Genomic DNA, 25405 nt, shown 5'->3' on the forward strand with positions numbered 1-25405 from the left:
GAAAGATGCGCCGAAACTGGCGGAAAACGTTGATACCACTGGGCATCGCCGTGCTGGTGGGGACGAGCGTGGCGTCTCCGGTCGCCGCGCAGCAACCCGGGAGCACGTTCGCGATCGCGGGCCTGGACCGGCCCGCGCGCATCCTGGTGGACCGCTGGGGCGTCCCGCACGTCTACGCGCAGACGGCCCGGGACGCCTTCCTGGCCCAGGGTTTCAACGCGGCCCGCGACCGGCTGTTCCAGATCGACCTGTGGCTGCGCAAGGGACTCGGGCGGCTGTCCGAGGTCTTCGGCCCGGACTTCGTCGACCAGGACCGCGCGGCCCGCCTGTTCCGCTACCGCGGGGACATGCGGGCCGAATGGGAGAGCTACGGTCCGGAGGGCCGGCTCGCCGCGACCCGGTTCGCGAACGGGGTCAACGCCTACCTCGACTGGCTGGACCGCAACGCGAGCGCGTTGCCCGAGGAGTTCCGGAAACTCGGGTACAAACCGGCCCGCTGGGCGCCCGAGGACGTGGTGACGATCCGGGCGCACGTGCTGAGCTACAACCTGGACAGCGAGATCGAACGCGCCCGGGTCGCCTGCGCCGCGGGCATCGAAGCCGATCGGGTCCGGGTCCGGCTGCAGCCCGAGCACCGCCCCCAGGTGCCCGCGGGCTTCGATCCGTGCACCCTGCCCGAGGACGTGCTGGACGTGTTCAACCTGGCCAAGGGCGACCTCCAGTTCGGCGACGACGATCAGGCGAAGGCGATCCCGCGCGGGGTGAACACGCAGGGCAGCAACGCGTGGACTCTGGGACCGAATCGGACGACGACCGGGCGCCCGATCCTGGCCAACGATCCGCACCGGAGCGTCTCCGCGCCCTCCCCGCGCTACCTCGCGCACCTCAGCGCGCCGGGGCTGAACGTCATCGGCGCGGGCGAGCCGTTCGCGCCCGGCCTGTCCATCGGGCACAACGACACCGCCGGATTCGGCCTCACCGTGTCCGAGATCGACCAGGAGGACCTGTACGTCTACCAGCTCGATCCGGCCGACCCCGGCCGGTACCGCTACCGCGACGGCTGGGAGAACCTGACCAAGGTCACCGAGGAGATCCCGGTCGCCGGTGCCGCGCCCCGCAAGGTAGAACTGGCCTTCACCCGGCACGGTCCGGTGATCAAAGTGGACAGTCAGCGGAACCTCGCCTACGCGGTGCGGGCCGCCTGGCTCGAACCCGGGATGTCGCCGTACTACGGCAGCCTGCGCTACCTCCGGGCGAAGAGCTTCGGCGAGTTCTCCGCGGCGACCGGGAACTGGGGAGCGCCCGGGATGAACCACGTCTACGCCGACACGCGCGGCGACATCGGCCTGACCGTCAGCGGGCGGGCGCCGCGCCGGACCGGGTACGACGGCCTGCTTCCGGTGCCCGGTGACGGCCGCTACGAGTGGACCGGTTACGTCCCGGGCCAGGAACTGCCGCGGTACCACAATCCCGAGCAGGGCTTCCTCGCCACCGGCAACGAGTACAACCTGCCGCCCGGCTACCCGGAGAAGCTGGGCTACGAGTGGGCCGATCCGTCGCGGTACGACCGGATCGCCGAGGTCCTCGCGGGCAAACCGAAGTCCTCGGTCGACGATTCGATCCGGCTGCAGAGCGACCAGCTGTCCCCGATCGCGCGCAGCCTGCTCCCCAAGCTCGAGCAGCTGTCCTCCGCGGATCCCTCCGCCGCGGCCGCGTTGCGCCTGCTGCGCGGCTGGGACGCGGTCGAACACGACCGTTCGGCGCCCGCCGCGCTGTTCGAGGTCTGGCTGATCGGCCACCTCGGGCCGCGGTTCACCCGGACCATCCTGCCTTCGGCGGCCGCCGACCTGGTCCCGTTCCCGGACCACACGGTGCTCATCGAGGCGATGGAGCAGCCGGACAAGTGGTTCGGCCCGGGCGGCGCCGCCAAACGCGACAAGGTGCTGCTGGACTCGCTGAAGACGGCCTACCAGGACGCGGCCAAGCGGCTCGGGCCCGATCCCGCCCAGTGGCGCTGGGGCGGCCTGCTGAAGACCACGTTCCGGCATCCCGCCGCGTCCAAAGTGGACGATCCAACCGCCAAGAAGTGGAACGTGGGACCGTTCCCCCGGGGCGGCAGCTGGAACACGGTGAACATCTCGGTGTTCAACCCGCTCACCTACGAGCACCTGGGCGGCGCGTCCTTCCGCATGGTCCTCGACGTCGGCGACTGGGACGCCTCGCGGGCGATCAACACCCCGGGCCAGTCCGGCGACCCGAACGGCCCGCACTACCGCGACCTGGCCGAACGCTGGCGCGTCGGGGCGGCGGTCCCGCTGCTCTACGGCCGGGGCGCGGTCGAGGCGAACACCACCCAGCGGATCGAACTGGTACCGAAGCCCTGACCGGGTCGTGAGTGTTCGGACCGGTTGGAACCGGCCGGAACACTCACGACCCACCCCAATCGGCGACCTGCTGCCAACCCCACCCGGCCTGCGCGGGGACCCGAATGCGCGCGCACTTTCGGTAGCCGGTGGGGTGCACCTCGCCGACAAAGTCGGCCTTGCGTCCTGGTGGGCACGCCCGGTGCGGGAGGGAAGCTCGGGCGTGCGCAAAGGAACCGAGTGCCGGGGTCGTGAGTGGCTAGACCGGTGCTAACCGGTCTGTCCACTCACGACCCCGGTGCGTGCCGCGGCGGTCAGTTCGACCAGTCGCGGCACCACTTCGGCGGGCGTCGGCATGGCCAGCAACTCGTCGCGCAGGTGTGCCGTGTCCCGCCGGAAGGACGGCTCGGCGAGCAGGCTCACCACGTGCTCCCGGACCTGGTCCGCGGTCACCTCGCGGCAGCCGACCGCGGGGCCGACCCCGAGTTGTTCGAGGCGCCGGGCCAGCAGCGGTGAATCGTCGCCCTCCCACAGGCTCAGCTGGGGCAACCCGTTGAGCGTGGCGGTCAGCAGGGTGCCGAACCCGGCGTGGTGGATCACCGCCGAACAGGTCGGCAGCAGCACCGGCAGCGGCACGAACGAGACCACCCGCGCGTTGCCCGGGATCCGGGTCAGCTTCCGCTGTTGCTCCTCGGCGATCGTGGCCACCACCTCGGCGTCCACATCGGACAGTGCGTCGAGCACCTCCGCCACGTCCACCGAGTAGCCCTTCCAGCGCTCGGCGGCGGACAGGCCCAGGGTGAGCGCGATCCGGGGCCGCCGCGGCGGTTCCCGCAACCACTCCGGCACGACTGCCGCGCCGGGATAGGGCACGTACCGCATCGGCACCAGCGGCAGCCCGGTGTCCAGCCGCATCGAGGCCGGGAGCTGGTCGACGGTGAACTGCCCGCACGTCAGGTCCTCGCCGAACGCCACCCCGAACCGCTCGGTCCAGCCGCGGAGCAGGGCGGCCAGCGGATCCTCGGCCGCCCCGGACGCCCGGCGCAGGAACTCCCGCCGCATCCACCCGAACGCGTCCAGGCCCCACAGCAGGCGGCCGTGCGCCGCGCCCGCCGCCTTCGCCGCGATCGGCCCGGCATAGGTCATCGGCTCCCAGAGCACCAGATCCGGCCGCCAGCTCCGGGCATAGGCGACGAGGTCGTCGATCATCGTCTCGCTGCCGATCCGGTACCCCGGCACGACTTCCGCGTAACCCGCCCGCAACCGTTCGAAGGTCAGCTCGTCCGGCGCGAGCTTGGCGAGTTCGAAGGGCGGCATGCTCCCCCACCGGATGGCCGCGTACTGCTCCGGGAACGCCTCGGCGAACCGCGGGTTGAGGAACCGTTCCACGAACCGCCAGAGGTTGTGGTCCTCGCCGACCGGGACCGCGGTCAGCCCGGCGCCGGTGATCGTGCCCGTCAGTTCCGGCTGGCTCGCGACCCGGACCTCGTGCCCGGCGGCGCGCAACGCCCAGGCGAGCGGCGCCATCGCCAGGAAATGGGTTCGCTCGGCATACGCGGCGAACAGAACGCGCACGGTTCCCCCTTATTTCATTCCGATTTCCCCGGTGACATTACCAATCCGGGTACGGTGGCGAAATGCGCGTGCTGTTCACCACCTATTCCGAGGAGACCCTGCTGCAGGCCATGGTCCCCCTGGCGTGGGCGTTCCGGGCCGCGGGTCACGAAGTGCGGGTGACCTGCCAGCCCCAGCTGGCGGACACGGCCACCGCCGCCGGACTGACCGCGGTCCCGGTCGGCCGCGACCACCGCATCTGGACCCTGTTGCGGCACGCGCCGGAGGAATACCGGATCACCCGGAAAGGTTCGCCGCCGCCGTTCGACGCGGTGGAGAAGAATCCGGCGGACATTCGCTGGGAAGACCTGGTCTCGGGATATCGGAACATTCTCACCGGCTGGTTCAAAATGGCCAACCATCCGATGCTCGGCGACGTGATCGCCTTCGCCCGGCACTGGCGGCCGGATCTGGTGCTGTGGGATCCGGTGACCTACGCGGGACCGGTCGCGGCCAAGGCGGTCGGCGCCGCGCACGGCCGGGTGCTGTGGGGGCTGGACATGTTCGGCCGGACCCGGGACCACTTCCTCCGGCTGAAGCGCGAACGCCCGGCCGGCGACCGCGAAGACCCGCTCGCCGACTGGCTGGGCTCCTGGGCCGCCGCGGTCGGCGCCGAGTTCACCGAGCACATGGCCAGCGGCCAGTTCACCGTGGACCAGTTCCCGGATTCGCTGCGCCTGGAAGCCGATCTGCACTACGAGCCGATGCGGTACGTGCCCTACAACGGCACCGCGGTCGTCCCGCCGTGGCTGTGGGCGCGGCCCGAGCGGCCGCGGATCGCGCTCACCCTGGGCATCACCGCCACCCAGCGGCTCGGCGGCTACGCGGTGAGCATCCAGGACATCCTGGACGCGCTGTCCGATCTGGACGCCGAGGTGGTGGCCACGCTGCCGGATTCCGAACGGGGCAAGCTCGCACGGATTCCGGCGAACGCCCGGATCGTGCCGTTTGTCCCGCTGCACGCGCTGATCCCCACCTGTTCGGTGGTCATCCACCACGCCGGATTCGGATCGGTCAACACCACGGTGAGCTACGGCGTGCCCCAGCTCGCGCTGCCGGAGCACTTCGACCAGCCCCCGCTCGCCCGGCGCATCACCGCGGAAGGCGCCGGACTGACCATGCACTCGAGCGAGGCGACCGGGGCCGCGGTGCGGGACCGCGTGGTCCGGTTGCTGGCCGAACCGTCGTTCCGGGAGAACGCGGAACGGCTGCGCGCGGAGGTCCTGGCGTTGCCCGCACCGAGCGAACTGGTGCCCCGGCTCGCCGAACTCACCGCCGGGCTGCGTACTTCCCGGTGAGCTGCTCGAGGTCGCCGACGATCGCGTTCGGCACCGGCATCGCGAGCATCTCGTCGCGCAGCCGTTCGGCGTTGCGGCGGTAGGCGGAGTCATCGAAGTCACTGAGCAACCGCACGAGGTGCTCGCGGACCTGCGAGCCGGTGACCTCGGTGGCGTGGATGGACACCGCCGCGCCCTGCTCGGCGACCCGCCGCGCGGACACCACGGCGTCCTCCTGCTCGGGCGTGGTCAGCTGCGGGACCCCGTTCAAGAGGTTCGTGCACAGCGTGCCGAACCCCGCGTGGTGAATCACCGCCGAACAGGTGGGCACCAGCGCGGGCAGCGGCACGAACGACACGATCCGCGCGTTGTCCGGGGTCTTCCCGAGTTTCGCCTGCTCGCTCTCGGCGACCGTGGCCACCACCTCGATGTCCAGATCGGACAGTGCGTCCAGGATCTCGGCCACCCCGATCGAATACCCGCCGAACCGCTCGGTCGAGCTGATCCCGAGGGTGAGGCAGACCCGCGGGCGCTCGGGACGTTCCCACAGCCACTTCGGCACGACCGCCCGCCCCGGATAGGGCACGTACCGCATCGGCACGTAGTGCAGGCCCGCGTCCATGCGCAGCGAATCCGGGAACTGGTCCACGGTGAACTGGCCGGTCGTCAGGTCTTCGGTGAATTCCACGCCGTACTTGGCGCCCTGCTCCCCCAGCCAGTCCGCCAGCGCGTCCGGCCGCCCGGGCGCCTGTTCCCGGTACCGCAGGAATTGCTCGCGCATCCGGCCGAAGAAGTCCAGGGACCACAGCAGGCGGGCGTGCGCCGCGCCGACAGCCTTCGCCGCGATCGCGCCGGCGTGGGTCGCCGGTTCCCAGATCACCAGATCCGGTTCCCAGTGCCGGGCGAACGCCACCACGTCGTCGATCATCGGCTCATTCACCATCCGGTACCCGGCGACGATCTCGGTGTACCCCGACTCGAGGTAGTCCCCGGTGATCCGCGCGGGATCGTCCGGGAGGTCGTACGGCGGGACCCGGCCCCAGCGCACCTTGTCGTAGATGTCCGGGAACCGTTCGGCGAACCGCTTGTTCAGCAACCGCTGGGTGACCCGCGCGACGGTGTGGTCCGCGCCGACCGGCACCGCGGTCAGCCCGGCCTGGGTGATCACGTCCACCAGCGCGGGCTGGCTGGCCACCCGGACCTCGTGCCCGGCGGTGCGCAGCGCCCAGGCGAGCGGCACCATGCTGAGAAAGTGGGTCTTCTCGGCGTACGCGGTGAACAGAACACGCATGAACTCACCCTAGTCGGCGCACCCCGGCCGGGGCGAGAGTTGTTGTGCGGCAAAAAGTTCGCGCGCTTCTAGGGGTAGAACACCCGTGCACGCAAGGATAAGGTGCTCCGGAGTCGAAGGAATCTGCGAAATGTGAGGCCATGCGCGTTCTGTTCGCCACGTATTCGGAGAAGACGCTCTTCCTGGCCATGGCGCCGCTGGCCTGGGCGCTGCGCACCGCGGGCCACGAGGTCCGGATCGCGAGCCAGCCGAAACTGGTCGACGCGATCACGAATTCCGGGCTGACCGCGGTGCCGGTCGGCCGCGACCACATCATGTGGGACCTGATGAAACTCGGCGGCGAGACCGAGGTCGCGCGCGGGGGCCCGCCGCCCCCGTTCGACATCGCCGAGTACCCGCCGGACAAGATCACCTGGGACCACCTGCTGCGGGGCTATGAGGAGGTCGTCCCGGTCAACAAGCTGATCAACGAGCGCATGATCGGCGATCTGGTGGCGTTCGCCCGGCACTGGCGGCCGGATCTGGTGATCTGGGAGCCGGACACCTACGCGGCCCCGATCGCCGCGAAGGCGTCCGGTGCGGTGCACGCGCGGCTGCTGTGGAGCCTGGACTTCTTCGGTATCGCGCGGCGGCACTTCGTGCGGCTGAAGCAGGAGCAGCGGCCGGAAGAACGGGCCGATCCGCTCGCGGACTGGCTCGGCGCCCACGCCCGCCGCCACGGGTTCGAGTTCACCGAGGACATGACCGTCGGCCGGTTCACCATCGACCAGTTCCCCGCGTCCCTGCGCATGGAGACCGATCTGCAGTACGTGCCGATGCGGTACGTCCCGTACAACGGCACCGCGGTCATCCCGGACTGGCTGCGGGAACCACCGCGGCGCCCCCGGGTGTGCCTCACCCTGGGCACCACCGCGACCGACCGGTTCGGCGGTTTCGCGGTGAGCGTGGGCGAGATCCTGCACGCACTGTCCGATCTGGACATCGAACTGGTGGCGACCCTGCCGGACGGCGAACGGGACAAGCTCGGCCGGATCCCGGACAACGCGCGGATCGTGCCGTTCGTGCCGCTGCACGCCCTGCTGCCCACCTGCTCGGCGGTCATCCACCACGCGGGGTTCGGCACGCTGTGCACGGCCGGGCTCTACGAAGTCCCGCAACTCGTGCTGCCGGACCACTTCGACGAACCGCCGCTCGCCCGGCGGCTCGTCGAACAGGGCGCCGCGCTGGGCATGCCGGCCCGCGAGGCCACCGGGGACAAGGTCCGCGACCAGCTCGTGCAGTTGCTCGAGGACCCGTCCTTCCGCCACGACGCGGCCCGGCTGCGCGACGAGATGCTCGCCATGCCGGCCCCGAACGATCTGGTGCCCGAACTGGAGAAGCTCGTCGCCGAACACCGGGAGGGGTGAGGCATGCGCGTTCTGTTCGCCTCGTACGCGGAGAAGACCCAGACCGTCTTCCAGGCCACCGTGCCGCTGGCGTGGGCGCTGCGCACCGCGGGGCACGAGGTGCGGGTGGCGAGCCAGCCCGAACTGACCGGCACCATCACCAAGGCGGGCCTGACCGCGGTCCCGGTCGGCCGCGACCACAACCTGTGGCGCGTCCAGGAACGCTTCATGCGGCGGATCGCCGACCGGCACCCGGAAATCCACGACGAGAAGGTCCGCGGCGGCCAGATGCCCCCGTTCGACGTCGCGGACGAACCACCGGAAAACGTGTCCTGGGACTACCTGCTCTCCGGTTACCGCTGGTCGGTCGCGTCCTGGTACCGGATGGCGAACCAGCCGATGATCGCCGAGCTGGTGGACTACTGCCGCCAGTGGAAACCCGATCTGGTGATCTGGGAACCGGGGACCTACGCCGCGCCGATCGCGGCGAAGGCCGTCGGCGCGGCGCACGCGCGGCTGCTGTGGAGCCTGGACTTCTTCGGCCGGATCCGCGACCGGTTCCTCGACCTCAAACGCGCCCAGCCCCCCGGAGAACGCGAGGACCCGCTGGCGGACTGGCTGGACGCCAAGGCGACCGAATTCGGCACCACCTTCTCCGAGGACCTGACCTGCGGCCAGTTCACCCTGGAACAGCTCCCCGCCTCGCTGCGGATGGACACCAGCCTGCACCGCGTCCCGCTGCGGTACGTGCCCTACAACGGCACCGCGGTCGTGCCGAAGTGGCTGTGGGAACCACCGGCTCGGCCCCGGGTGGCGCTCACCCTCGGCATCACCATGGCGGAACGGTTCGGCGGGCACGCCGTCGGGCTGGGCGGCCTGCTGGCCGCACTGTCCGATCTGGACATCGAGGTGGTGGCCACCCTGCCCGATTCCGAACGCGACAAGCTCGGGACGGTACCGGACAACGCCAAGATCGTTCCGTTCGTGCCGCTGCACGCGCTGGTGCCCACCTGCTCGGCGGTCATCCACCACGCCGGGTTCGGCACCCTGTGCACGACCGGGTTGTACGGCGTCCCCCAGCTCGCGCTGCCCGAGCACTTCGACGAACCGCCGCTCGCCCGCCGCCTGGCCGAACAGGGCTCCGCGCTCACCCTGCCCGCGACCGAGGCGACCGGCTCCGAGGTGCGCGCGAACCTGGTGCGCCTGCTGGCAGAACCGTCCTTCGGCGAAGGCGCGGCGCGGCTGCGCGACGAGATGCTCGCCATGCCGGCCCCGAACGATCTGGTGCCCGAACTCGAGGAACTCACCGCCAAGTACCGGGCGGAGGGATAGCCCCATGCGCGTGCTGTTCGCCACCTACTCCGACAAGACCCACTTCATCGCGATGGTGCCGACGGCCTGGGCGCTGCGCGCCGCCGGGCACGAGGTGCGCGTCGCGACCCAGCCGAAACTGGTCGACGTGGTGACCGAGACCGGGCTGACCGCGGTCCCGGTCGGCCGGGACAACCAGCTGTGGCGCTTCCTGGAGAAGCGGCCGGAGCAGTTCGAGGCCGCCAAGGGCGGCGTCTCGCCGCCCTACGACGTGGCCGAGTACCCGCCGGAGAAGATCACCTGGGACTACCTGAAATCCGGGTACGAACAGGCCGTTCCGTGGTGGCACCGGATGATCAACGATCCGATGATCGAGGAGCTGGTGGCCTACGCCCGGTCCTGGCGACCCGATCTGATCATCTGGGAGACCAACACCTACGCCGGTGCGATCGCCGCGAAAGCCTGCGGGGCGGTGCACGCCCGGCTCATGTGGAGCCTGGACTACTTCGGGCGCACCCGGGACATCTTCCTGCGCCTGCGCGACGAGCAGCCCGCCGCCGAACGCGCGGATCCGCTCGCCGAGTGGCTCGGCGGCCGCGTGGCCAAGTACGGCGAGGAGTTCACCGAGGATCTGACCCGCGGGCACTTCACCCTGGACTACCTGCCCGCCTCGCTGCGGATGACGGCCGATCTGCACTACGTCCCGCTGCGGTACGTGCCCTACAACGGCTCCGCGGTGATCCCGGAATGGCTCTGGGAACCACCGGCCCGGCCGCGCGTCGCGCTCACCCTGGGCGTCAGCGCGGTGCGGCAGTTCGGCGGGTACGCCGTGGACGTGCAGGACCTGCTCGACGCGCTGTCCGATCTGGACGTCGAGATCGTGGCCACCCTGCCCGAGTCCGAACGCGACAAACTCGCGCGGATCCCCGGCAACGCCCGCGTTCTCCCGTTCGTCCCGCTGCACGCGCTGGTGCCGACCTGCTCGGCGGTCATCCACCACACCGGCCCCGGCACGATGTGCACCACGGCCCTCTACGGCATCCCGCATCTGGCGCTGCCCAAGCAGTACGACGAACCGTTCCTCGCCGATCGGCTGGTCGACCGCGGCGCCGGGCTTTCCGTGCACGCGAGCGAGGCGACCGGCGCGAACGTCCGGGCGAACCTGGTCCGCCTGCTGACCGAACCCGCCTTCCGCGAAGGCGCCGCCCGCCTGCGCGACGAGATGCTCGCCATGCCGACCCCGGCCGAACTCGTGCCGGAGCTGGAACGCCTGGTCACCAAGTACCGCTGAGGTCGTGAGTGTTCCGGCCGGTTCTAACCGGCAATCACTCACGACCCCGATGATCGGCGACCGTGACTCCTCGGGCAGGCGCCTTCGTGCTGGGCAACTCGGCGAAGTGCGCCCACCAGTACCCGAAAGTGCGCGCACTTTCGGGTACTCGGCGGCCGGCCCCCTCGCGTGTGCCAGGGAGCCGCGTCACCGCGCTTACTTGGTGCGGCGCCAGAACACGCCGAGGCCGTCGATTTCCTGGATCGGGTCCTTGATGCCGTGCTTGTGCCGGTAGTCGAGCACCGCCATCCGGCACGGCGGCAGGAAGTGGTAGTCGTCGACGATGACGTACCCGCCGACCGAGACCTTCGGGTAGAGGGCCTGCAGCGCGTCTTCGGTCGACTCGTACAGGTCGCCGTCCAGGCGCAGCACGGCGATCTGGTCGACCGGCGCGGTGGGCAGCGTGTCGCAGAACCAGCCCTTGAGGAACTTGACCTGGTCGTCGAGCAGGTCGTACCGCCGGAAGTTCTCCTGCACGGTCTCCAGCGAGATCGCCAGCACGTCGTTCACCAGGTGGATCGGCAGGTCCTCGTTCTTCGGCATGCCCTCGAACGAGTCGGCCACCCACACCGTCCGGTCGGTGACGTTGTGCGCCTTGAGGACCGACCGCGCGAAGATGCTCGCGCCGCCGCGCCAGACGCCGGTCTCGATGAAGTCGCCCGGCACGTCGTCCTCGATCACCGATTCGAGGCAGTGCTGGATGTTCTCCAGCCGCTTGAGGCCGACCATGGTGTGCGCGGTGCGCGGGGTGTCCAGGCCGGTCTCCCGGATCTTCGGATCGAAGGCGCGCTCCTCGCGGATGGTGGCGCGCATCTCCTCCAGGGAGTCTCCGTAGTAGACGCTGGCGTCCTGGTAGATCGTGTTCGACACGGCCTTCTTCATCAGGTCCAGGTACAGATCCCGTTCCCTGGTTGCGGTGATCATGCGCTTTCCCTTCGGTACTTGTGAGTGAGCTGTTCCAGTTCCGGCACGGCATCGCGGGGGCTGGGCAACGCCCGGAACTCGTCCCGCAGCCTCGCCGCGCCCGCGCGGAAGGACGGTTCCGCCAGCAGCCGGGCCACGCTTTCGGCGACCTTCGCGCCGGTCGCCTCGCTCATCCGCATGGTCAGCCCCGCACCGCGTTCGGCGATCCGGCTCGCGACGAGCGGCGCGTCGTCGTTCTCCGGCATGGTCACCTGCGGGATCCCGTGCAGCGACGTGGTGTTGATCGTGCCGAACCCGGCGTGGTGGATCACCGCGGAACAGGTGGGCACCAGGGCGTGCAGCGGCACGAACGGCACGATCCGCGTGTTCTCCGGGATCCGCTCCAGTTTCTGCCGCCCCTCCTCGGCCACGGTGGCCACGACCTCGACGTCGAGGTCGGCCAGCGAGTCGAGGATGTCCTGCAGCCCCACGGCGTATCCGCCGAACCGTTCGGTCGCGCTGACCCCGAGGGTGAGCGCGATCCGGGGCCGCTCCGGCGGTTCCCACAGCCAGCGCGGCACCACGGCCGGCCCGTTGTAGGGCACGTACCGCACCGGCACGTAGTGCAGGTCGGCCTCCATCCGCACCGAATCGGGGTACTGGTCGATGGTGAACTGACCGCAGGTCAGGTCCTCGGAGAACTCGACGCCGAACCGCACGCCCTCCTCGGAAAGCCAGTCCGCCAACGGATCCACGCGGTCGGCCACCGGCCGTTCGGCGTTCAGCCGCAGGAAGTGCCGCCGCATCCGGCCGAACGCGTCCAGGCTCCACAGCAACCGGCCGTGCGCCGCGCCCACGGCCTTGGCCGCGATCGGCGCCGCGAACGTCATCGGCTCCCAGATCACCAGATCCGGCCGCCAGCTCCGGGCGTATTCGACGAGTTCGTCGATCATGGTCTCGTTGGCCATCTTGTAGGCCTTGATGACCTCGTCGTACCCGTCCTTCAACCCTTGCCAGGTCAGCTCTTCGGTCGGTGTGTCGGCGACCTCGAACGGGGGCAGCGTGCTCGCCCGCATCGCCTTGGCGAACTCCGGGTTCAGCTCGGCGAACCGGCTCTTCAGGAACCGGTCGGCGACCTTCCACATCTTGTGGTCGGTGCCGACCGGGACCGCGGTCAGCCCCGCGCCGGTGATCGCGTCCGCCAGCGCCGGCTGGCTCGCCACCCGCACCTCGTGCCCCGCGGTGCGCAACGCCCAGGCGGTCGGCACCATGCCCAGGAAATGGGTTTTCTCGGCATAGGCGACGAACAGAACGCGCATGACTATCCTTTCCGGACCGGATGACCGTTGCCCGCGCCCACGACCCCGTCGCCGGAGACGAGCAGCTGGGTGGCGGCGAGCTCCCGGTACAGGTCGTCGGTCTCGACGAGTTCGGTGTGCGAGCCCATCGCGCGGACCCGGCCCGCGTCCATCACCAGGATCCGGTCGGCCTGGGTGACCGTGGACAGCCGGTGCGCCACCACCAGCACGGTGTAGTCCCGGGCCACCTCGGCGACCACCTCGCGCAGCGCGGCCTCGTTCACCGCGTCCAGCTGCGAGGTCGCCTCGTCCAGGAGCAGCAGCCGGGGTCGCCGCAGCAGCGCGCGGGCGATCGCGATCCGCTGCCGTTCCCCGCCGGACAGGCTGCTCCCCCGGTGCCCGACCTGGCTTTCCACACCGCCGGGCAACCGGTCCACGAGCGCGGCGAGCCGGGTGCGCCGCAGCACGTCCCGGATCTGCTCGTCACCGGCGTCGGGGATCCCGATGAGCAGGTTCTCCCGCAGCGTTCCGGCGAGCACCGGGGCGTCCTGTTCGACGTACCCGATGGTGGCCCGCAGTTCGGCGAGCGGCCAGTCCCGGATGTCCCGCCCGTCGACGGTGATCGTGCCGCTGTCCGGTTCGTAGAAGCGTTCGATGAGCGAGAACACCGTGGACTTCCCGGCCCCGGACGGGCCGACGATCGCGGTCATGCCGCGGGCCGGGATCTCGAAGTCGACCCCGTGGTGCACGGTCGGGCTCTGCTCGCCGGGATAGCTGAAGAACACGTTCCGGAAAGCGATCGACGCGGGCTCGCCCGGGTCCGCGAGCGCGAGCTGCGAACGCGGTTCCGCGTCGGGATCCACGTCGAGGTCGCCGACCTCCTCGATCTCCAGCTCGTGCACGTCCCGCATCCGGCGCACCGCGGCGACCCCGGTGCCGAACGTGGAAGCCGCGGTGATCAGCCCGGCCACCGGTTCGATCAGCGAGAACAGGTACAGCAGGAACGCGATCAGGGTGCCGATCGGGATCGCCCCGGACGCGACCCGGGCTCCGCCGACACCGAGCACGACCAGGAAGGACAGGTGGATGGAGAGCATGGCGCCCGCGCTCACCACCCCGCCGAGGCGCGCCAGTTTCAGGCCGTAGCGCCACGCCGTGTGCGTGGCCTTGCCGATCCGGGCGGCCTCCTGCGGCTCCGAACCGGACGCCTTGATCGTGCGGAACGCCCCGAACGTGCGCTCCAGCACGGTGTTGATCTCCGCGATCGCCGCCTGCATCTTCCCGCTGTAGCGCTGGAAGAACGGGACGACCAGGCCGATCAGCGCGGCCGCGACCACCAGCACGCCGAGGGTGACCAGCAGCAGCACCGGGTCCATCAGCCACATCATCACCACGATGACCAGCAGCATCATGATGCCCTTGAGCGCGTCGATCAGCGTCTGGCTGACCGCCTCGCGCAGCAGGGTCGTGTCGACGGTGACCCGGGACATCAGGTCGCCCGGCTGGAACCGGGTCGTCTCCGGCATCCGCAGGCGCAGCACGTGGGCGACCAGTTCGCGCCGGGACTTGAGCACGACCGATTCGGCGACCCGGCCGAGCAGGTAGTAACCGACCGCGGCGATCCCGGACCCGAACACCACCGCGACGGTGAGCAGGACCAAGGGCCCGAGCACCGTGCGGTTCTGTTCCAGCGCGTCCACGATCCACTTGGCCATCACCGGCTGGGTGAGCCCGATCAGCCCGCCGACCAGGGTCAGCACCGCGCCGACGGCCACCAGCCCGCGGTGCGGGCGCAGGAAGCCGAGCATGTCGCGCCACGCCGACGCCTCGAGCATCGACGGGCGCGCTTCCTCCGCGACTACTTCTTCCGCCACAGCTCTAGGCGTCCACGTCTTCGGCGAGCAACCGGGCCGCGTGCTCGGAGATCAGGTCCCGCGCGGCGCGCACCTCGGCGGCCATCGGGCGGTCCTCGTCCAGCGGCGGCGAGATCTCGGCCAGTTCCGCCCACGGCCCGCTCTCGTCGGCCGGGTGGTCGACCATGGTGGCGAACTGCGCCAGGCCGACCGCCAGCGAACCGACCGCCAGCCAGGCCAGGTCGAGCGCTTCGGCGACCGAGTTGGCGCCGTTGAGCGCCATCGGGACGTGGTCCTGGTTCCAGCCGTTGGTCGGCAGCGTGGTGAGCGAAGCCGGGTACACCAGTTGCCGGATCCGCGAGATGAACGAGGTCGCCGAGATCTGCACCCCGGCCAGGCCGCAGCCTCGGCCGGGCCGCGGGGTCAGCATCGGGGGCAGGTCGCCGTTGGTGGTCGGGCTGACCAGCAGGCCGAGCTGGCGTTCGGCGAGGTAGGCGGCCATCTGCACGGCCAGGCCGGTCTGGTCGGAGGCGAAGCCGACCGGCATGGCGTGGAAGTTGCCGCCGTGCAGGATCTCGCCCTCGAAGGTGATCGGGTTGTCGGTGACGCCACCCGCCTCGCGCTGCAGGACCTCGCCCGCGTGCAGCAGCTGGTCGAGCACGGCGCCGAGCACCTGGGGCCCGCAGCGCAGGCTGTACGGCTCCTGCAGCGGCCGGTCGCCGCCGCGTTCGGCGTTCGCGGACAGTTCCTCGCGGATCCAGCGGGCCGCGGTGAGCTGGCCGAGCTGGCCCCGGGCGATGCCGAGCCCGGGCTGGTAGTGCTCGGGGTTGGCCTTGATCAGCTGCGCGAACCGGCCGGTCAGCGCCGCGACCGCGCGGGTCAGCCGGAGTGCGGACTGCTGGTTGAGGATGGACAGGGCCAGGCCGACACCCGTCCCGTTGACGAAGGCGAGCGCCTCCCGCACCGGCCATTCGAACGGTTCGGCGCCGAGGTCCCGCAGCGCCTCGGCGGCGGGTTTGGTCGTCCACGCGCCGTCGCCGCCGCGGACCCAGGCGTCGCCGAAACCGGTGAAGCCCAGTGCGGCGTGGGCCAGCGGTTGCAGGTCACCGCTCGCGCTCACCGTGCCGTGGCGCGGAATCGCCGGGGTGAACCCGCGGTTCCACAGGTCGGCGAGGCTCTGCCAGAAGTCCGGCGAGACCGCGGAATATCCCTTGCGCATGCTGTTCAGCCGCAGCCAGACGACCAGGCGGCACACCTCGGGCGCCAGCGGCGCGCCCTGACCGGTGCCCAGATGGGAGATCAGGCTCTTGCCCTGCTCCATTTCGGACTCCGCCTCGAACAGCACGAGCGGGCCGAATCCCTGGGTGAGGCCGTAGATCGGCTCGTCGGCGGCGAGTTTCTTGGCCACCGTGGCCGCGCTGGCCTCCATGCGGGCGATGTCCTCGTCGCTGCACGGAGCGAGAACGGAGTCCCAGCCCGCGTTGCGGACGATGTCGGCGAGGGAGAACTCGCTCTGGATCTCGGCGGAGAGTGTCACGTGTCGGCTCCTGCATCGGTGGTTACGGATTCCTGTACGCGGCGGAGCTTGCCGATCTCGGTGCGGTCGATGCGGTCGACCACGTGCACCTGCCGGGGGCGGACGGTCAGTCGGTCGATCGCCGCGTTCAGATCGAGGTCGGCCAGGGTCGTACCGGGTTTCAACACGACGAGCAGCTCGACGTGCTCGCCGATCATGTCGTCGGCGACCGGCCGGAGCGCCAGGTCCGCGCAGTCCAAAATGGATCGCAGCGCGTCCTCCAGCTCGTCCAGGTGCAGGCGGCGGCCGTTGACGTTGACCAACCGGCTGCGCCGCCCGGTGAACCGGAACCGGCGGTCGTCGAGCATTTCGACGTAGTCGTCCAGTTCCCAGCTCCGCGGCGGCTTGCCGTCCTCCTGGAACGCGATCCGCGGGCTGCGTACCGCCAGCGGGACCTCGACGCCGAGCGTTCCGTCCTCTTCGGACGGTGGCCGGGCGAAGGACACGTCGCTGAACAGCTCCCACGGCGGCGGTTCGCCCGACGACCAGTTCCGGGTCGCGACCCCGCCGGATTCGGTGGAGCCGAAGACCTCGACGACCTGGGCCCGGCCCTCGGCCTCCTCCAGGAAGTACCCGGCCGCCGACGGGACCATGCCGCTCGCGTGCAGGACGCTGATCTGGTCCATCTGCCGCACCCAGTCGATGTTCCGGCGCAGCAGGGAGAAGATCCACGGGATCGCCGTGACGACCCACCGGCTGTGCTCCTTCGGCGGCATCATCCCGGCGAACGACGGCCGGTACCAGACCGGAACCCCGAGCTGGGCCGGCACCAGCACGCTCGACAGCGCGCCGTACAGATGCGACGGATGCACGAACGCCATGACCGCCTCCGGCCGCTGCGGCCGGAGCAGGCCGGCGAGCATACCCGCCTCGGCCCACAGGTATTCCCGGGTACGCGACCAGCTCCGGCTCGGCCCGGTGCTGCCCGAGGTGTGGAACTCCACCGTGGGGGGCAGGTTCTTGAGCACCACCTCGGCGATGTCGCCGTCCACTTCGTCCCAGCGCACGAGCCAGGGCTGTTCCGTGATCCGCGGCGCGTCGAAGCCCTCGGCGAGCAGCTCCTCCGGCGCGATCTCGGGGTAGATCACAGCGGACTCCTTAAATCAATACGAAGGCCCATGCGTCTTGACACCAAACCGCATGTGAACTTAAGCAGGCATTGTCGCCGCCCGGTAATCGCATTGGTCACGCTATCCAGTCGGCATCGGGAAAATCAACGTAACCGTTGTCCGCCGGAGCCGCCGCGGACCACAGGTACCACGAACCCGGTGAAGAGTGGTAGGAAAGGACGTCCGGGCCCGGCTTCCCGGGCACGCTGTCTCGCCGGCGGGACGATCACCCACGCGGACACGCGCCGAATTGGGGCCCGAAGTCGCACTTCTCTTATTGAGGAATCGGTCAGTCATGTTGGACAGAGACGCGGAACTGTCTTTCCTGTGGGAACTGTTCACCCGGTGCGCCCGCGGCAAGGGCGGCGCCGCGGTGATCACCGGCCCGGTGGCGACCGGGAAGACCGAACTGCTGCACGCCTTCGCCGCCCGGGCCCGCAGGTCCGGGGCCAGCACGCTGATCGCGCGCGGGACATCCGCCCAGCGCGAGACGCCGCTGGGCGTGCTCCGGCAACTGTTCCGCCGCGCTCCCCTCTCCCCGGAACTCCAGGTGCGGCTGATCCGGCTGCTCGACGAGGGCACGCGGCGGGCGGCACTGGCCGGTCCGGACACCGCCGACGCGGTGCAACTCCGGATCGCGCAGAGCCTGTGGGAACTGCTGAAGCGGATGGCCGGGCAGCGGCCGGTCCTGATCGGCGTCGCGGATCTGCACCTGGCCGACCGCGCCTCGCTGTGCTGCCTGCGGTATTTCGTCCGCGGGGCGGGCTCCTCCCGCGTGCTCGCGGTGGTCACCGAACCGGACCGGCCGCGGCGGGTGCACCAGCTCATCGACCTCGACCCCGGCCGCCGCCCGCACTGCCACCGGGTGGCGCTGACCCCGCTGCTCCCCCGGGAGGTCACCCGCATCCTCGCGTCGCGTTTGGACACCCACGCCGCGTTCCACGTCGCCGCCGACTGCCACGCCCTTTCCGGCGGTATCCCACTGCTGGTCCAGGCCCTGCTCGAGGACTACCGGGGCGCGCTGACCCCCGGTGCGGCGTTCGCGCGGGCCGTGCTGGCCTGCCTGAACCGGCTCGAGTCGACCGAACTCGCGGTCGCACAGGCGATCGCGGTCCTCGGCGAGCACGGTTCCCCCGACCTGGTGGCCCGGTTGCTCGGAACCACCCGCGCCGCCACCGCGAACGCGCTCACCGTGCTGAACGCGGCGCTGCTCGATTCCGGCCGGTTCCGGCATCCGGCCGCCCGGCTCGCCGCGCTCGGCGGCATGGACCCCCAGCGGCGCGACGAATGGGAACGCCGTGCGGCGGACCTGCTCCAGGCGGCGCCGGAACCGGCGGTCGTGCCCGCCGAGCCGGTGGCCCCGGCCGCACGCCCGGCGAATTCCCTGGTCGCCGACCCGAGTTATGCCCTCAGCGACGCCGAGCTCCGGGTCGCGTCCCTGGCGACCCTGGGGTACTCCAACCGCGAGATCGCGGGCGAACTGCACATCACCGTCAGCACGGTGGAGCAGCACCTGACCCGCACCTACCGCAAGCTCCGCGTCAACGGCCGCGCCAAACTCGCCGAGCGGTTGCTGGTGGAAACCTCCGACCGCGGCTGACTACGCCAGCGACTTGGCCACGTCCATGACATAGCGGCCGTAGTCCGAATTCGACATCTTCTCCCCCAGCGCATGACATTCGTCCGCGCTGATGAACCCCATCCGCAGCGCGATCTCCTCGACGCAGGCGACCCGCACCCCCTGCCGGTGCTCCAGCACCTGGACGTACTGGCTGGCCTCCAGCAGCGAGCGGTGCGTACCGGCGTCGAGCCAGGTGAACCCGCGCCCAAGGGTCTCCAGCTTCGCCCGGCCGTCCTTCAGGTACATCCGGTTGATGTCGGTGATCTCCAGTTCCCCGCGCGCCGACGGCTCCAGGTCGCGAGCCATCTCCACGACGTCCGAATCGTAGAAGTACAGGCCGGTGATCGCGTTGTTCGACCGCGGCCGCAACGGTTTCTCCTCGATGGAGACCAGCTGGCCCTGGTCGTTCAGTTCGCCGATGCCGTACCGCTCCGGGTCCGAGACCGGGTAGCCGAACAGCGTGCAACCGTCCAGTTCGGACCGGCCGCGGCGCAGCAGATTCCCGAATCCGGTGCCGTGGAAGATGTTGTCGCCGAGGATGAGCGCCGAGTCGTCGTTGCCGACGTGGTCCGCACCGACCCGGAACGCGTCGGCGATCCCGCGGGGTTCGGGCTGTTCGGCGTAGGTGATGTTGAGCCCCAGATGCGCGCCGTCCCCGAACAGCGCGCGGATCGCCGGGACGCTGGCCGGGGTCGAGATCATCAGGATGTCCCGGACGTCCGCGAGCATGAGCACGGACAACGGGTAGTACACCATCGGCTTGTCGTACACCGGGAGCAGCTGCTTCGACGTCGCCAAGGTCACCGGATACATCCGGGTCCCGCTTCCACCGGCGAGCACGATTCCCTTCATGGCATCATCCATTCTTCCGGGGACGCAGTCGTTTATGGGCCGAATAAAGCGCACCCGGACTCCGGGAGGAAACCCCTAGTCCACGGGCTTGGCTCGGTGCGGTTCGCTTCGCTAGCCTCGCCTGGCACGGCTTTTCTGGGGTGGACATCCCTGCTGCGGAGGGAAAAGGAATGCGCGTTCTGTTCGCCACGTACTCGGAGAAAACCCATTTCCACGCCATGGTGCCGCTGGCGTGGGCGCTGCGTACCGCCGGGCACGAGGTGCGCGTGGCGAGCCAGCCCGAACTGACCGAGGTCATCACCCGCACCGGCCTGACCGCGGTGCCGGTCGGCCAGGACCACAACCTGTGGCGCAGCTCGAAACGCTTCCTCACGCCCCGGTTCGCCGAGGCGAATCCCACCGCCTACAAGAAGATCCGCGGGGTGGAACTGCCGCCGTTCGACGTGGCCGAGGAGCCGACGGAGAACATCACGTGGGAGTACCTCAAGGACGGTTACGACAAGGTCGTGCCGTCCTGGTACAAGATGATCAACGATCCGATGGTCGAGGACCTGGTCACGTTCGCCCGGAGCTGGCAGCCGGACCTGGTGATCTGGGAACCCGCGACCTACGCCGGCCCGATCGCGGCCAAGGCCTGCGGTGCCGCCCACGCGCGGATGCTGTGGTGCCTGGACATCTTCGGCCGGACGCGCGAACACTTCCTGCGCTTGGCCGACCGGCAGCCGGAATCCGACCGCGGGGACGCGCTGGCCGAATGGCTGGGCGCGCAGGCGGCCAAGTTCGGGGTGGAATTCTCCGAGGACCTGACCACCGGGCAGTTCACCCTCGACCAGTTCCCGGACTCGCTGCGCATGGAAGCCGACGGCCTGCATTACGTCCCGCTGCGGTACGTGCCCTACAACGGGGACGCGGTGGTGCCGAAATGGCTGTGGGAGAAGCCCGAGCGCCCCCGGGTCTGCCTCACCCTCGGGATTTGCGCGACCGAACGGTTCGGCGGCTACCCGGTCGGCATCCAGGGCATCCTCGATTCGCTGGGCGATCTCGACGTCGAAATCGTGGCCACGGTCTCCGAAGACGAGCAGAAGAAGCTGGAACGGGTGCCGGACAACACGAAGCTGGTCGCGTTCGTCCCGCTGCACGATCTGCTGCCGACCTGCTCCGCGGTGATCCACCACGCCGGTTTCGGCACGGCCAACACGACCGCGCTCAACGGGGTGCCGCAGCTGACGCTGCCCGAACAGCACGACGCGCCGCCGCTCGCGCGGCGGGTCGCCGCCCAGGGGGCGGGCCTGATGATCTACTACAGCGAGGTGACCGGCGCGAAGGTGCGCGAGAACCTGGTGCGCTTGCTGACGGAACCGTCGTTCCGCGAGGGCGCCGCACGGCTGCGCGACGAGTTGCTCGGCCTGCCCACTCCGGCCGCGCTCGTCGGCGAACTCGAGAAACTCGCCACCGAATACCGCCCGTGACGAGTTAGCCTCTTATGCCGGAACCTGGGGAAAGGAAGCTATGCGCGTCATCGTCGCGGGTGGTGGGATCGGCGGACTCGCCACGGCCCTCAGCCTGCATGCTGCGGGCATCGAGGACGTCCTGGTGGCGGAGGCCGCCGAAGAGATCCGGCCGCTCGGGGTCGGAATCAACCTGCTCCCGCACGCCGTCCGGGAACTGACCGAACTGGGAGTGGCCGATCGGATCGCCCGGATCGGGGTCGCGACCGCGGAACTGGCCTACTTCAACCGGTTCGGCCAGGCGATCTGGTCCGAACCGCGTGGTGTGGCCGTGGGTTACCGCTGGCCGCAGTACTCGGTTCACCGCGGAAAGCTGCAGATGCTGCTGCTCGACCTGGTTCGCGAGCGGCTCGGGCCGGAGGCGGTGCGCACCGGGATGCGGCTCACCGGCTTCTCCGGGAACGCCGAGGGCGCGGTCGCCACCTTCGGCGAGGAGCGGCTCGAATGCGATCTGCTGATCGCCGCGGACGGCATCCGTTCGACGGTGCGGTCGATACTCCATCCGGACGAAGGCGCCCCGCCGTGGAACGGCCTGGTGCTCTGGCGGGGCACCACGGTCGGCAAGCCGTACCTCACCGGCCGGTCGATGATCATGGCCGGGGACGGCACCGAGAAGTTCGTCGCCTACCCGATCTCCGAACCGGACGCGGACGGCCAGGTGCTGATCAACTGGATCGCCGAACGCCCGCTCGGCCGGGAAGCCGTCGGCCGCGGTGACTGGAACCGACCGGTCGAGGTCGCCGAGATCCTGGCGCACTTCGGTGACTGGCGCTTCGACTGGCTCGACGTTCCCGGCATCATCGGCGCCGCGCAAACCGCCTACGAGTACCCGATGGTCGACCGCGATCCGCTTCCGCGGTGGACACACGGCCGGGTCACCCTGCTCGGGGACGCCGCGCACGCCATGTACCCGATCGGATCCAACGGCGCGTCGCAGGCCATTCTGGACGCTCGCGTGCTCGCGCACGCCCTGGCCACTCACGCGGATCCGGACGCGGGCCTGGCCGCCTACGAGAACGAGCGCCGCCCGCCCACCACCGCGATCCAGCTGGCCAACCGCCAGATGGGTCCCGAGGTCGTGATGAAACTGGCCCACGAACGGGCCCCGACCGGCTTCGACGACATCGACCAGGTCGTTCCCCTGGCCGAACGGGAGGAGATCGCGTTGCGGTACAAGCGAACCGCCGGATTCGATCCGGCGCTTCTCAACGAGCGGCCAAGTTATTCCGTATGAGTGACAATCCGCCGGACGAGTCCGCGCTGGAACAGCGCCGCCGGGACTTCTTCGCCCATTTCGTCGAGCCGATGGTGGCCGAGGCCCGGGAGATCGACGTCCCGGTCACCGAAATCATCATGCAGATGATTCAGCAGCATTCGCTCGAGGACGAGGAATAGCCGTTCCGCGGGGCCTACCAAAGTAGGGGTGCGCCCGGCACCTTCGGACGGGTACTCCCCCGGCATCGACGACCTTCGTCAACCGGAAACGGACTCGTGATCGATCCGCTGGGCGGCACGCGGACCTAGCCTGGACGACATGAAGAAAGCGCTCGAGCTGATCGGCACCCTGCTCGTCATCGACGGCATCGCCGGCATCATTCACGAATTCACCGGCTGGTTCAAACTCTGGGTAATCGTCCGGTATCTCGATTTCCTCGACGGCTACGAGATCTTCGCGAACATCGTGCTCGCCGTCCTCGGCGTAGTGGTGATCACCGCCGCCAACATCGGCAAGCGCGCCAGCAGCAGCTGAGCGGGGAGTGCCTGGCATGGGTTCGCGTCCGTCCGAAGACGAACTGCTGGAACAGCGGCGCAAGGATTTCTTCGCCGACTACGTCCAGCCGATGGTGCACGAGGCCCGGGAGATCGACGTTCCCATCACCGAAGCCATCGTGCGCGTGATCCAGCTGCACAGCACCGATCAGGAGAACTAAATACCGCCGGTCGCGGTCCATTACTCTTGCCGCTCGGCAGCGCCGCGCTGTACGGTCTTCTCATCCCGGCAACCGGGTCGAGAAGCGTAATTCTGCGCAGCGTTGCATCTGAGGGATGAGGAACAACCGTGAAAACCCTGGGCGGATACGGCTCCGCGCTGCTCGTCCTGGAAGACGGGCGAATCTTCCCCGGCAGATCATTCGGCGCGGTCGGCCAAACATTTGGTGAAGGCGTGTTCTTCACCGGAATGACCGGATATCAGGAGGCCCTCACCGATCCCAGTTATCACCGCCAGGTAGTGGTGATGACGGCCCCGCACGTGGGCAATACCGGAATCAACGACGAGGACTCCGAATCGCGGCGAATCTGGGTCGCCGGTTACGTGGTGCGCGAGCCGGCGCGGATCCCGTCCAACTGGCGGAGCCGCCGGGGGCTCGGGGAAGAACTGGCCCGGTCCGGTGTGGTCGGGATCGCCGGGGTGGACACCCGGGCGATCACCCGGCACCTGCGCGAGCGGGGCGCGATGCGGGTCGGGATCGCCTCCGGCGCCGCGCTCACCGGACCCGGCGCGCTGATCGAGCGGGTACGCGCGCAACCGCCGATGGCGGGCGCGGATCTGACCGCCGAGGTGACCACCGCCGAAACCCGCACCGTGCCCGCCGCTCCCCGCACCCGCGAGTTCCTGGTCGCCGCGGTCGATCTGGGGATCAAAACGAGCATCACCCGCGAACTGGCCGAACGCGGTGCGGCGGTGCGGGTGGTCCCGGCCACGGTCACCATCGACGAGATCCTCGAGCTGGCCCCGGACGGGGTGTTCCTGTCCAACGGTCCTGGAGATCCGGCCACGGCCGAGCACGCGGTGACGCTCACCCGCGCGTTGCTCGATCGGCGGATCCCGGTTTTCGGCATCTGCTTCGGACACCAGATCCTCGCCCGGGCACTGGGTTTCCGGACCTACAAACTCGCCTACGGGCATCGCGGGGTGAACCAGCCCGTCCTCGACCGCGCGTCCGGGCGGGTCGAGGTGACCGCGCACAACCACGGTTTCGCGGTGGCCGCGCCGGTCGGCGAGATCGTGCCGACGCCCTTCGGCCGGGTCGAGGTCAGCCACGTCTGCCTCAACGACGACGTGGTGGAAGGCTTGCGCTGCCTGGACGTTCCCGCGTTCGGGGTGCAGTACCACCCGGAGGCCGCGGCCGGTCCGCACGATGCCGCGCATCTGTTCGACCGGTTCGTGTCGCTCCTCGGAACCGGCGGCGGGCGTGCCTAGGCGCCCGGGGCTGTCCTCGGTCCTGGTCATCGGATCCGGGCCGATCGTGATCGGGCAGGCCTGCGAATTCGACTACTCCGGAACCCAGGCGTGCCGGGTGCTCAAGTCCGAAGGACTGCGGGTGGTCCTGGTCAACTCGAACCCGGCGACGATCATGACCGATCCCGAGTTCGCCGACGCCACCTACCTCGAACCGATCACCCCGGAATACCTGGAAAAGATCATCGCGGCGGAACGGCCGGACGCCCTGCTGCCGACGCTGGGCGGGCAGACCGCGCTGAACGCCGCCGTCGATCTCGCCCGCAACGGAGTGCTGGCCCGCTACGGCGTGGAACTGATCGGCGCGAGCCTCGAGGCGATCGAGTCCGGTGAGGACCGTCGCCGGTTCAAGAAGATCGTGGAGGGACTCGGCGCCCGCTTCCCCGGCCTCACCACCGCGGCTTCGGTGAGCTGCCATTCGCTGGCGGACTGCCGGGCGGCGGTCGACCGGCTCGGCGGGTATCCGGTGGTGCTCCGGCCGAGTTTCACCATGGGCGGCGCCGGTTCCGGATTCGCGCGGACCGAGGAGGAATTGCTCCGGATCGCGCGCAAGGGGCTGCACCTCTCCGCGATCGGCGAGGTGCTCGTCGAGGAGAGCGTGCTCGGGTGGAAGGAGTACGAGCTCGAGCTGATGCGCGATCGCCACGACAACGTGGTGGTGGTGTGCTCGATCGAGAACGTGGATCCGATGGGGGTGCACACCGGTGATTCGGTGACCGTCGCTCCCGCGATGACCCTGACCGACCGGGAATTCCAGCTGATGCGGGACGTGGCGATCGCCGTCGTCCGCGCGGTCGGCGTCGACACCGGCGGTTGCAACATCCAGTTCGCGATCAATCCGGTGGATGGCCGGATGGTGGTGATCGAGATGAA

General features: G+C 69.8%; 21 protein-coding genes. 13 read left to right on the forward strand and 8 right to left on the reverse strand.

The features are described from left to right. The first annotated feature begins 5 nt into the window (after window positions 1-5). The gene (locus tag FXO23_RS35260; RefSeq protein ID WP_158890387.1) at window positions 6-2384 is read left to right on the forward strand and encodes a penicillin acylase family protein; all 2379 of its coding nucleotides are present in this window, start codon (window positions 6-8) and stop codon (window positions 2382-2384) included. 249 nt (window positions 2385-2633) lie between these two features. Here FXO23_RS35260 and FXO23_RS35265 read toward each other — a convergent pair whose 3' ends face one another. Then, on the reverse strand, window positions 2634-3938 hold the full coding sequence (locus FXO23_RS35265) for an activator-dependent family glycosyltransferase (protein WP_158890389.1): 1305 nt from the start codon (window positions 3936-3938) through the stop codon (window positions 2634-2636). A gap of 62 nt (window positions 3939-4000) precedes the next feature. Between FXO23_RS35265 and FXO23_RS35270 the strand changes: the two genes are divergently transcribed. Next, window positions 4001-5275, forward strand: a complete 1275-nt coding sequence (locus tag FXO23_RS35270; protein ID WP_158890391.1) for an activator-dependent family glycosyltransferase — start codon at window positions 4001-4003, stop codon at window positions 5273-5275. On the opposite strand, the gene FXO23_RS35275 is transcribed toward FXO23_RS35270, so the two are convergent. Beyond that, window positions 5247-6545, reverse strand: a complete 1299-nt coding sequence (locus FXO23_RS35275) for an activator-dependent family glycosyltransferase (protein ID WP_158890393.1) — start codon at window positions 6543-6545, stop codon at window positions 5247-5249. The two genes, FXO23_RS35270 and FXO23_RS35275, sit on opposite strands and share 29 nt — an antisense overlap. A 140-nt stretch (window positions 6546-6685) precedes the next feature. On the opposite strand from FXO23_RS35275, the gene FXO23_RS35280 reads away from it, so the two are divergent. The 3 genes from FXO23_RS35280 to FXO23_RS35290 are packed head-to-tail and all read left to right on the forward strand — an operon-like array spanning window position 6686 to window position 10532. Continuing rightward, window positions 6686-7951, forward strand: a complete 1266-nt coding sequence (locus tag FXO23_RS35280; protein ID WP_158890395.1) for an activator-dependent family glycosyltransferase — start codon at window positions 6686-6688, stop codon at window positions 7949-7951. A gap of 3 nt (window positions 7952-7954) precedes the next feature. Continuing rightward, on the forward strand, window positions 7955-9262 hold the full coding sequence (locus FXO23_RS35285; protein WP_158890397.1) for an activator-dependent family glycosyltransferase: 1308 nt from the start codon (window positions 7955-7957) through the stop codon (window positions 9260-9262). A 4-nt stretch (window positions 9263-9266) separates the two neighbouring features. Continuing rightward, entirely contained in the window at window positions 9267-10532 is a 1266-nt protein-coding gene (locus tag FXO23_RS35290) for an activator-dependent family glycosyltransferase (RefSeq protein WP_158890399.1), read from the forward strand. Window positions 10533-10727: 195 nt separating this feature from the next. Here FXO23_RS35290 and FXO23_RS35295 read toward each other — a convergent pair whose 3' ends face one another. Genes FXO23_RS35295 through FXO23_RS35315 form a run of 5 tightly spaced genes read right to left on the reverse strand, consistent with a single transcriptional unit; the run spans window position 10728 to window position 17289 of the window. Further along, on the reverse strand, window positions 10728-11495 hold the full coding sequence (locus tag FXO23_RS35295; RefSeq protein WP_158890401.1) for a TylF/MycF family methyltransferase: 768 nt from the start codon (window positions 11493-11495) through the stop codon (window positions 10728-10730). Continuing rightward, on the reverse strand, window positions 11492-12793 hold the full coding sequence (locus FXO23_RS35300) for an activator-dependent family glycosyltransferase (RefSeq protein WP_158890403.1): 1302 nt from the start codon (window positions 12791-12793) through the stop codon (window positions 11492-11494). The genes FXO23_RS35295 and FXO23_RS35300 overlap by 4 nt, the downstream gene beginning before the upstream one ends. 2 nt (window positions 12794-12795) lie before the next feature. Next, the gene (locus tag FXO23_RS35305; RefSeq protein WP_246258215.1) at window positions 12796-14646 is read right to left on the reverse strand and encodes an ABC transporter ATP-binding protein; all 1851 of its coding nucleotides are present in this window, start codon (window positions 14644-14646) and stop codon (window positions 12796-12798) included. 4 nt (window positions 14647-14650) lie between these two features. Continuing rightward, window positions 14651-16162: an HAL/PAL/TAL family ammonia-lyase gene (locus tag FXO23_RS35310; RefSeq protein ID WP_218952246.1), complete on the reverse strand. Its 1512-nt coding sequence runs from the start codon at window positions 16160-16162 to the stop codon at window positions 14651-14653. After that, on the reverse strand, window positions 16159-17289 hold the full coding sequence (locus FXO23_RS35315; RefSeq protein ID WP_158890405.1) for a class I adenylate-forming enzyme family protein: 1131 nt from the start codon (window positions 17287-17289) through the stop codon (window positions 16159-16161). Before FXO23_RS35315 ends, FXO23_RS35310 begins: the two co-directional genes overlap by 4 nt. Window positions 17290-17605: 316 nt before the next feature. Between FXO23_RS35315 and FXO23_RS35320 the strand changes: the two genes are divergently transcribed. Continuing rightward, complete coding sequence (locus tag FXO23_RS35320; protein ID WP_158890407.1) at window positions 17606-18910, forward strand: helix-turn-helix transcriptional regulator; 1305 nt, start codon at window positions 17606-17608, stop codon at window positions 18908-18910. On the opposite strand, the gene rfbA is transcribed toward FXO23_RS35320, so the two are convergent. Further along, complete coding sequence (gene rfbA, locus FXO23_RS35325) at window positions 18911-19783, reverse strand: glucose-1-phosphate thymidylyltransferase RfbA (protein WP_158890409.1); 873 nt, start codon at window positions 19781-19783, stop codon at window positions 18911-18913. 170 nt (window positions 19784-19953) lie between these two features. Here rfbA and FXO23_RS35330 point away from each other — a divergent pair, with 170 nt between their 5' ends. From FXO23_RS35330 to FXO23_RS35360, 7 genes are all read left to right on the forward strand, one after another. Then, window positions 19954-21252, forward strand: a complete 1299-nt coding sequence (locus FXO23_RS35330) for an activator-dependent family glycosyltransferase (protein WP_158890412.1) — start codon at window positions 19954-19956, stop codon at window positions 21250-21252. A gap of 40 nt (window positions 21253-21292) precedes the next feature. Next, a complete protein-coding gene (locus FXO23_RS35335; protein WP_158890414.1) occupies window positions 21293-22525 on the forward strand; it encodes a flavin-dependent oxidoreductase in 1233 nt (410 codons plus the stop codon). Continuing rightward, the gene (locus tag FXO23_RS35340) at window positions 22522-22686 is read left to right on the forward strand and encodes a hypothetical protein (protein WP_158890416.1); all 165 of its coding nucleotides are present in this window, start codon (window positions 22522-22524) and stop codon (window positions 22684-22686) included. Before FXO23_RS35335 ends, FXO23_RS35340 begins: the two co-directional genes overlap by 4 nt. 139 nt (window positions 22687-22825) lie before the next feature. Beyond that, window positions 22826-23041 carry a hypothetical protein gene (locus FXO23_RS35345; RefSeq protein WP_158890418.1) on the forward strand — a complete coding sequence of 72 codons (216 nt, stop codon included), beginning with the start codon at window positions 22826-22828 and terminating at the stop codon, window positions 23039-23041. Window positions 23042-23057: 16 nt separating this feature from the next. Continuing rightward, entirely contained in the window at window positions 23058-23222 is a 165-nt protein-coding gene (locus FXO23_RS35350) for a hypothetical protein (RefSeq protein WP_158890420.1), read from the forward strand. 128 nt (window positions 23223-23350) lie between these two features. Then, window positions 23351-24493 carry a glutamine-hydrolyzing carbamoyl-phosphate synthase small subunit gene (gene carA / locus FXO23_RS35355; RefSeq protein WP_158890422.1) on the forward strand — a complete coding sequence of 381 codons (1143 nt, stop codon included), beginning with the start codon at window positions 23351-23353 and terminating at the stop codon, window positions 24491-24493. Beyond that, a partial coding sequence (locus FXO23_RS35360; protein ID WP_484476997.1) for an ATP-binding protein occupies window positions 24486-25405 on the forward strand: 920 nt, incomplete at its 3' end. The genes carA and FXO23_RS35360, both read left to right, overlap by 8 nt.

Origin of the sequence: Amycolatopsis anabasis, from assembly GCF_009765355.1 — a bacterium.
Lineage (GTDB): Bacteria > Actinomycetota > Actinomycetes > Mycobacteriales > Pseudonocardiaceae > Amycolatopsis > Amycolatopsis anabasis.

Excerpts from the sequence above, each read along its gene's own strand:
- FXO23_RS35275 (WP_158890393.1), bottom strand. The coding sequence starts at position 6,545 with ATGCGTGTTCTGTTCACCGCGTACGCCGAGAAGACCCACTTTCTCAGC.
- FXO23_RS35280 (WP_158890395.1), top strand. The coding sequence starts at position 6,686 with ATGCGCGTTCTGTTCGCCACGTATTCGGAGAAGACGCTCTTCCTGGCC.
- FXO23_RS35335 (WP_158890414.1), top strand. The coding sequence starts at position 21,293 with ATGCGCGTCATCGTCGCGGGTGGTGGGATCGGCGGACTCGCCACGGCC.
- FXO23_RS35300 (WP_158890403.1), bottom strand. The coding sequence starts at position 12,793 with ATGCGCGTTCTGTTCGTCGCCTATGCCGAGAAAACCCATTTCCTGGGC.
- FXO23_RS35290 (WP_158890399.1), top strand. The coding sequence starts at position 9,267 with ATGCGCGTGCTGTTCGCCACCTACTCCGACAAGACCCACTTCATCGCG.
- FXO23_RS35320 (WP_158890407.1), top strand. The coding sequence starts at position 17,606 with ATGTTGGACAGAGACGCGGAACTGTCTTTCCTGTGGGAACTGTTCACC.
- FXO23_RS35270 (WP_158890391.1), top strand. The coding sequence starts at position 4,001 with ATGCGCGTGCTGTTCACCACCTATTCCGAGGAGACCCTGCTGCAGGCC.
- FXO23_RS35285 (WP_158890397.1), top strand. The coding sequence starts at position 7,955 with ATGCGCGTTCTGTTCGCCTCGTACGCGGAGAAGACCCAGACCGTCTTC.
- rfbA (WP_158890409.1), bottom strand. The coding sequence starts at position 19,783 with ATGAAGGGAATCGTGCTCGCCGGTGGAAGCGGGACCCGGATGTATCCG.
- FXO23_RS35345 (WP_158890418.1), top strand. The coding sequence starts at position 22,826 with ATGAAGAAAGCGCTCGAGCTGATCGGCACCCTGCTCGTCATCGACGGC.
- FXO23_RS35350 (WP_158890420.1), top strand. The coding sequence starts at position 23,058 with ATGGGTTCGCGTCCGTCCGAAGACGAACTGCTGGAACAGCGGCGCAAG.
- FXO23_RS35330 (WP_158890412.1), top strand. The coding sequence starts at position 19,954 with ATGCGCGTTCTGTTCGCCACGTACTCGGAGAAAACCCATTTCCACGCC.
- FXO23_RS35340 (WP_158890416.1), top strand. The coding sequence starts at position 22,522 with ATGAGTGACAATCCGCCGGACGAGTCCGCGCTGGAACAGCGCCGCCGG.
- FXO23_RS35295 (WP_158890401.1), bottom strand. The coding sequence starts at position 11,495 with ATGATCACCGCAACCAGGGAACGGGATCTGTACCTGGACCTGATGAAG.
- FXO23_RS35260 (WP_158890387.1), top strand. The coding sequence starts at position 6 with ATGCGCCGAAACTGGCGGAAAACGTTGATACCACTGGGCATCGCCGTG.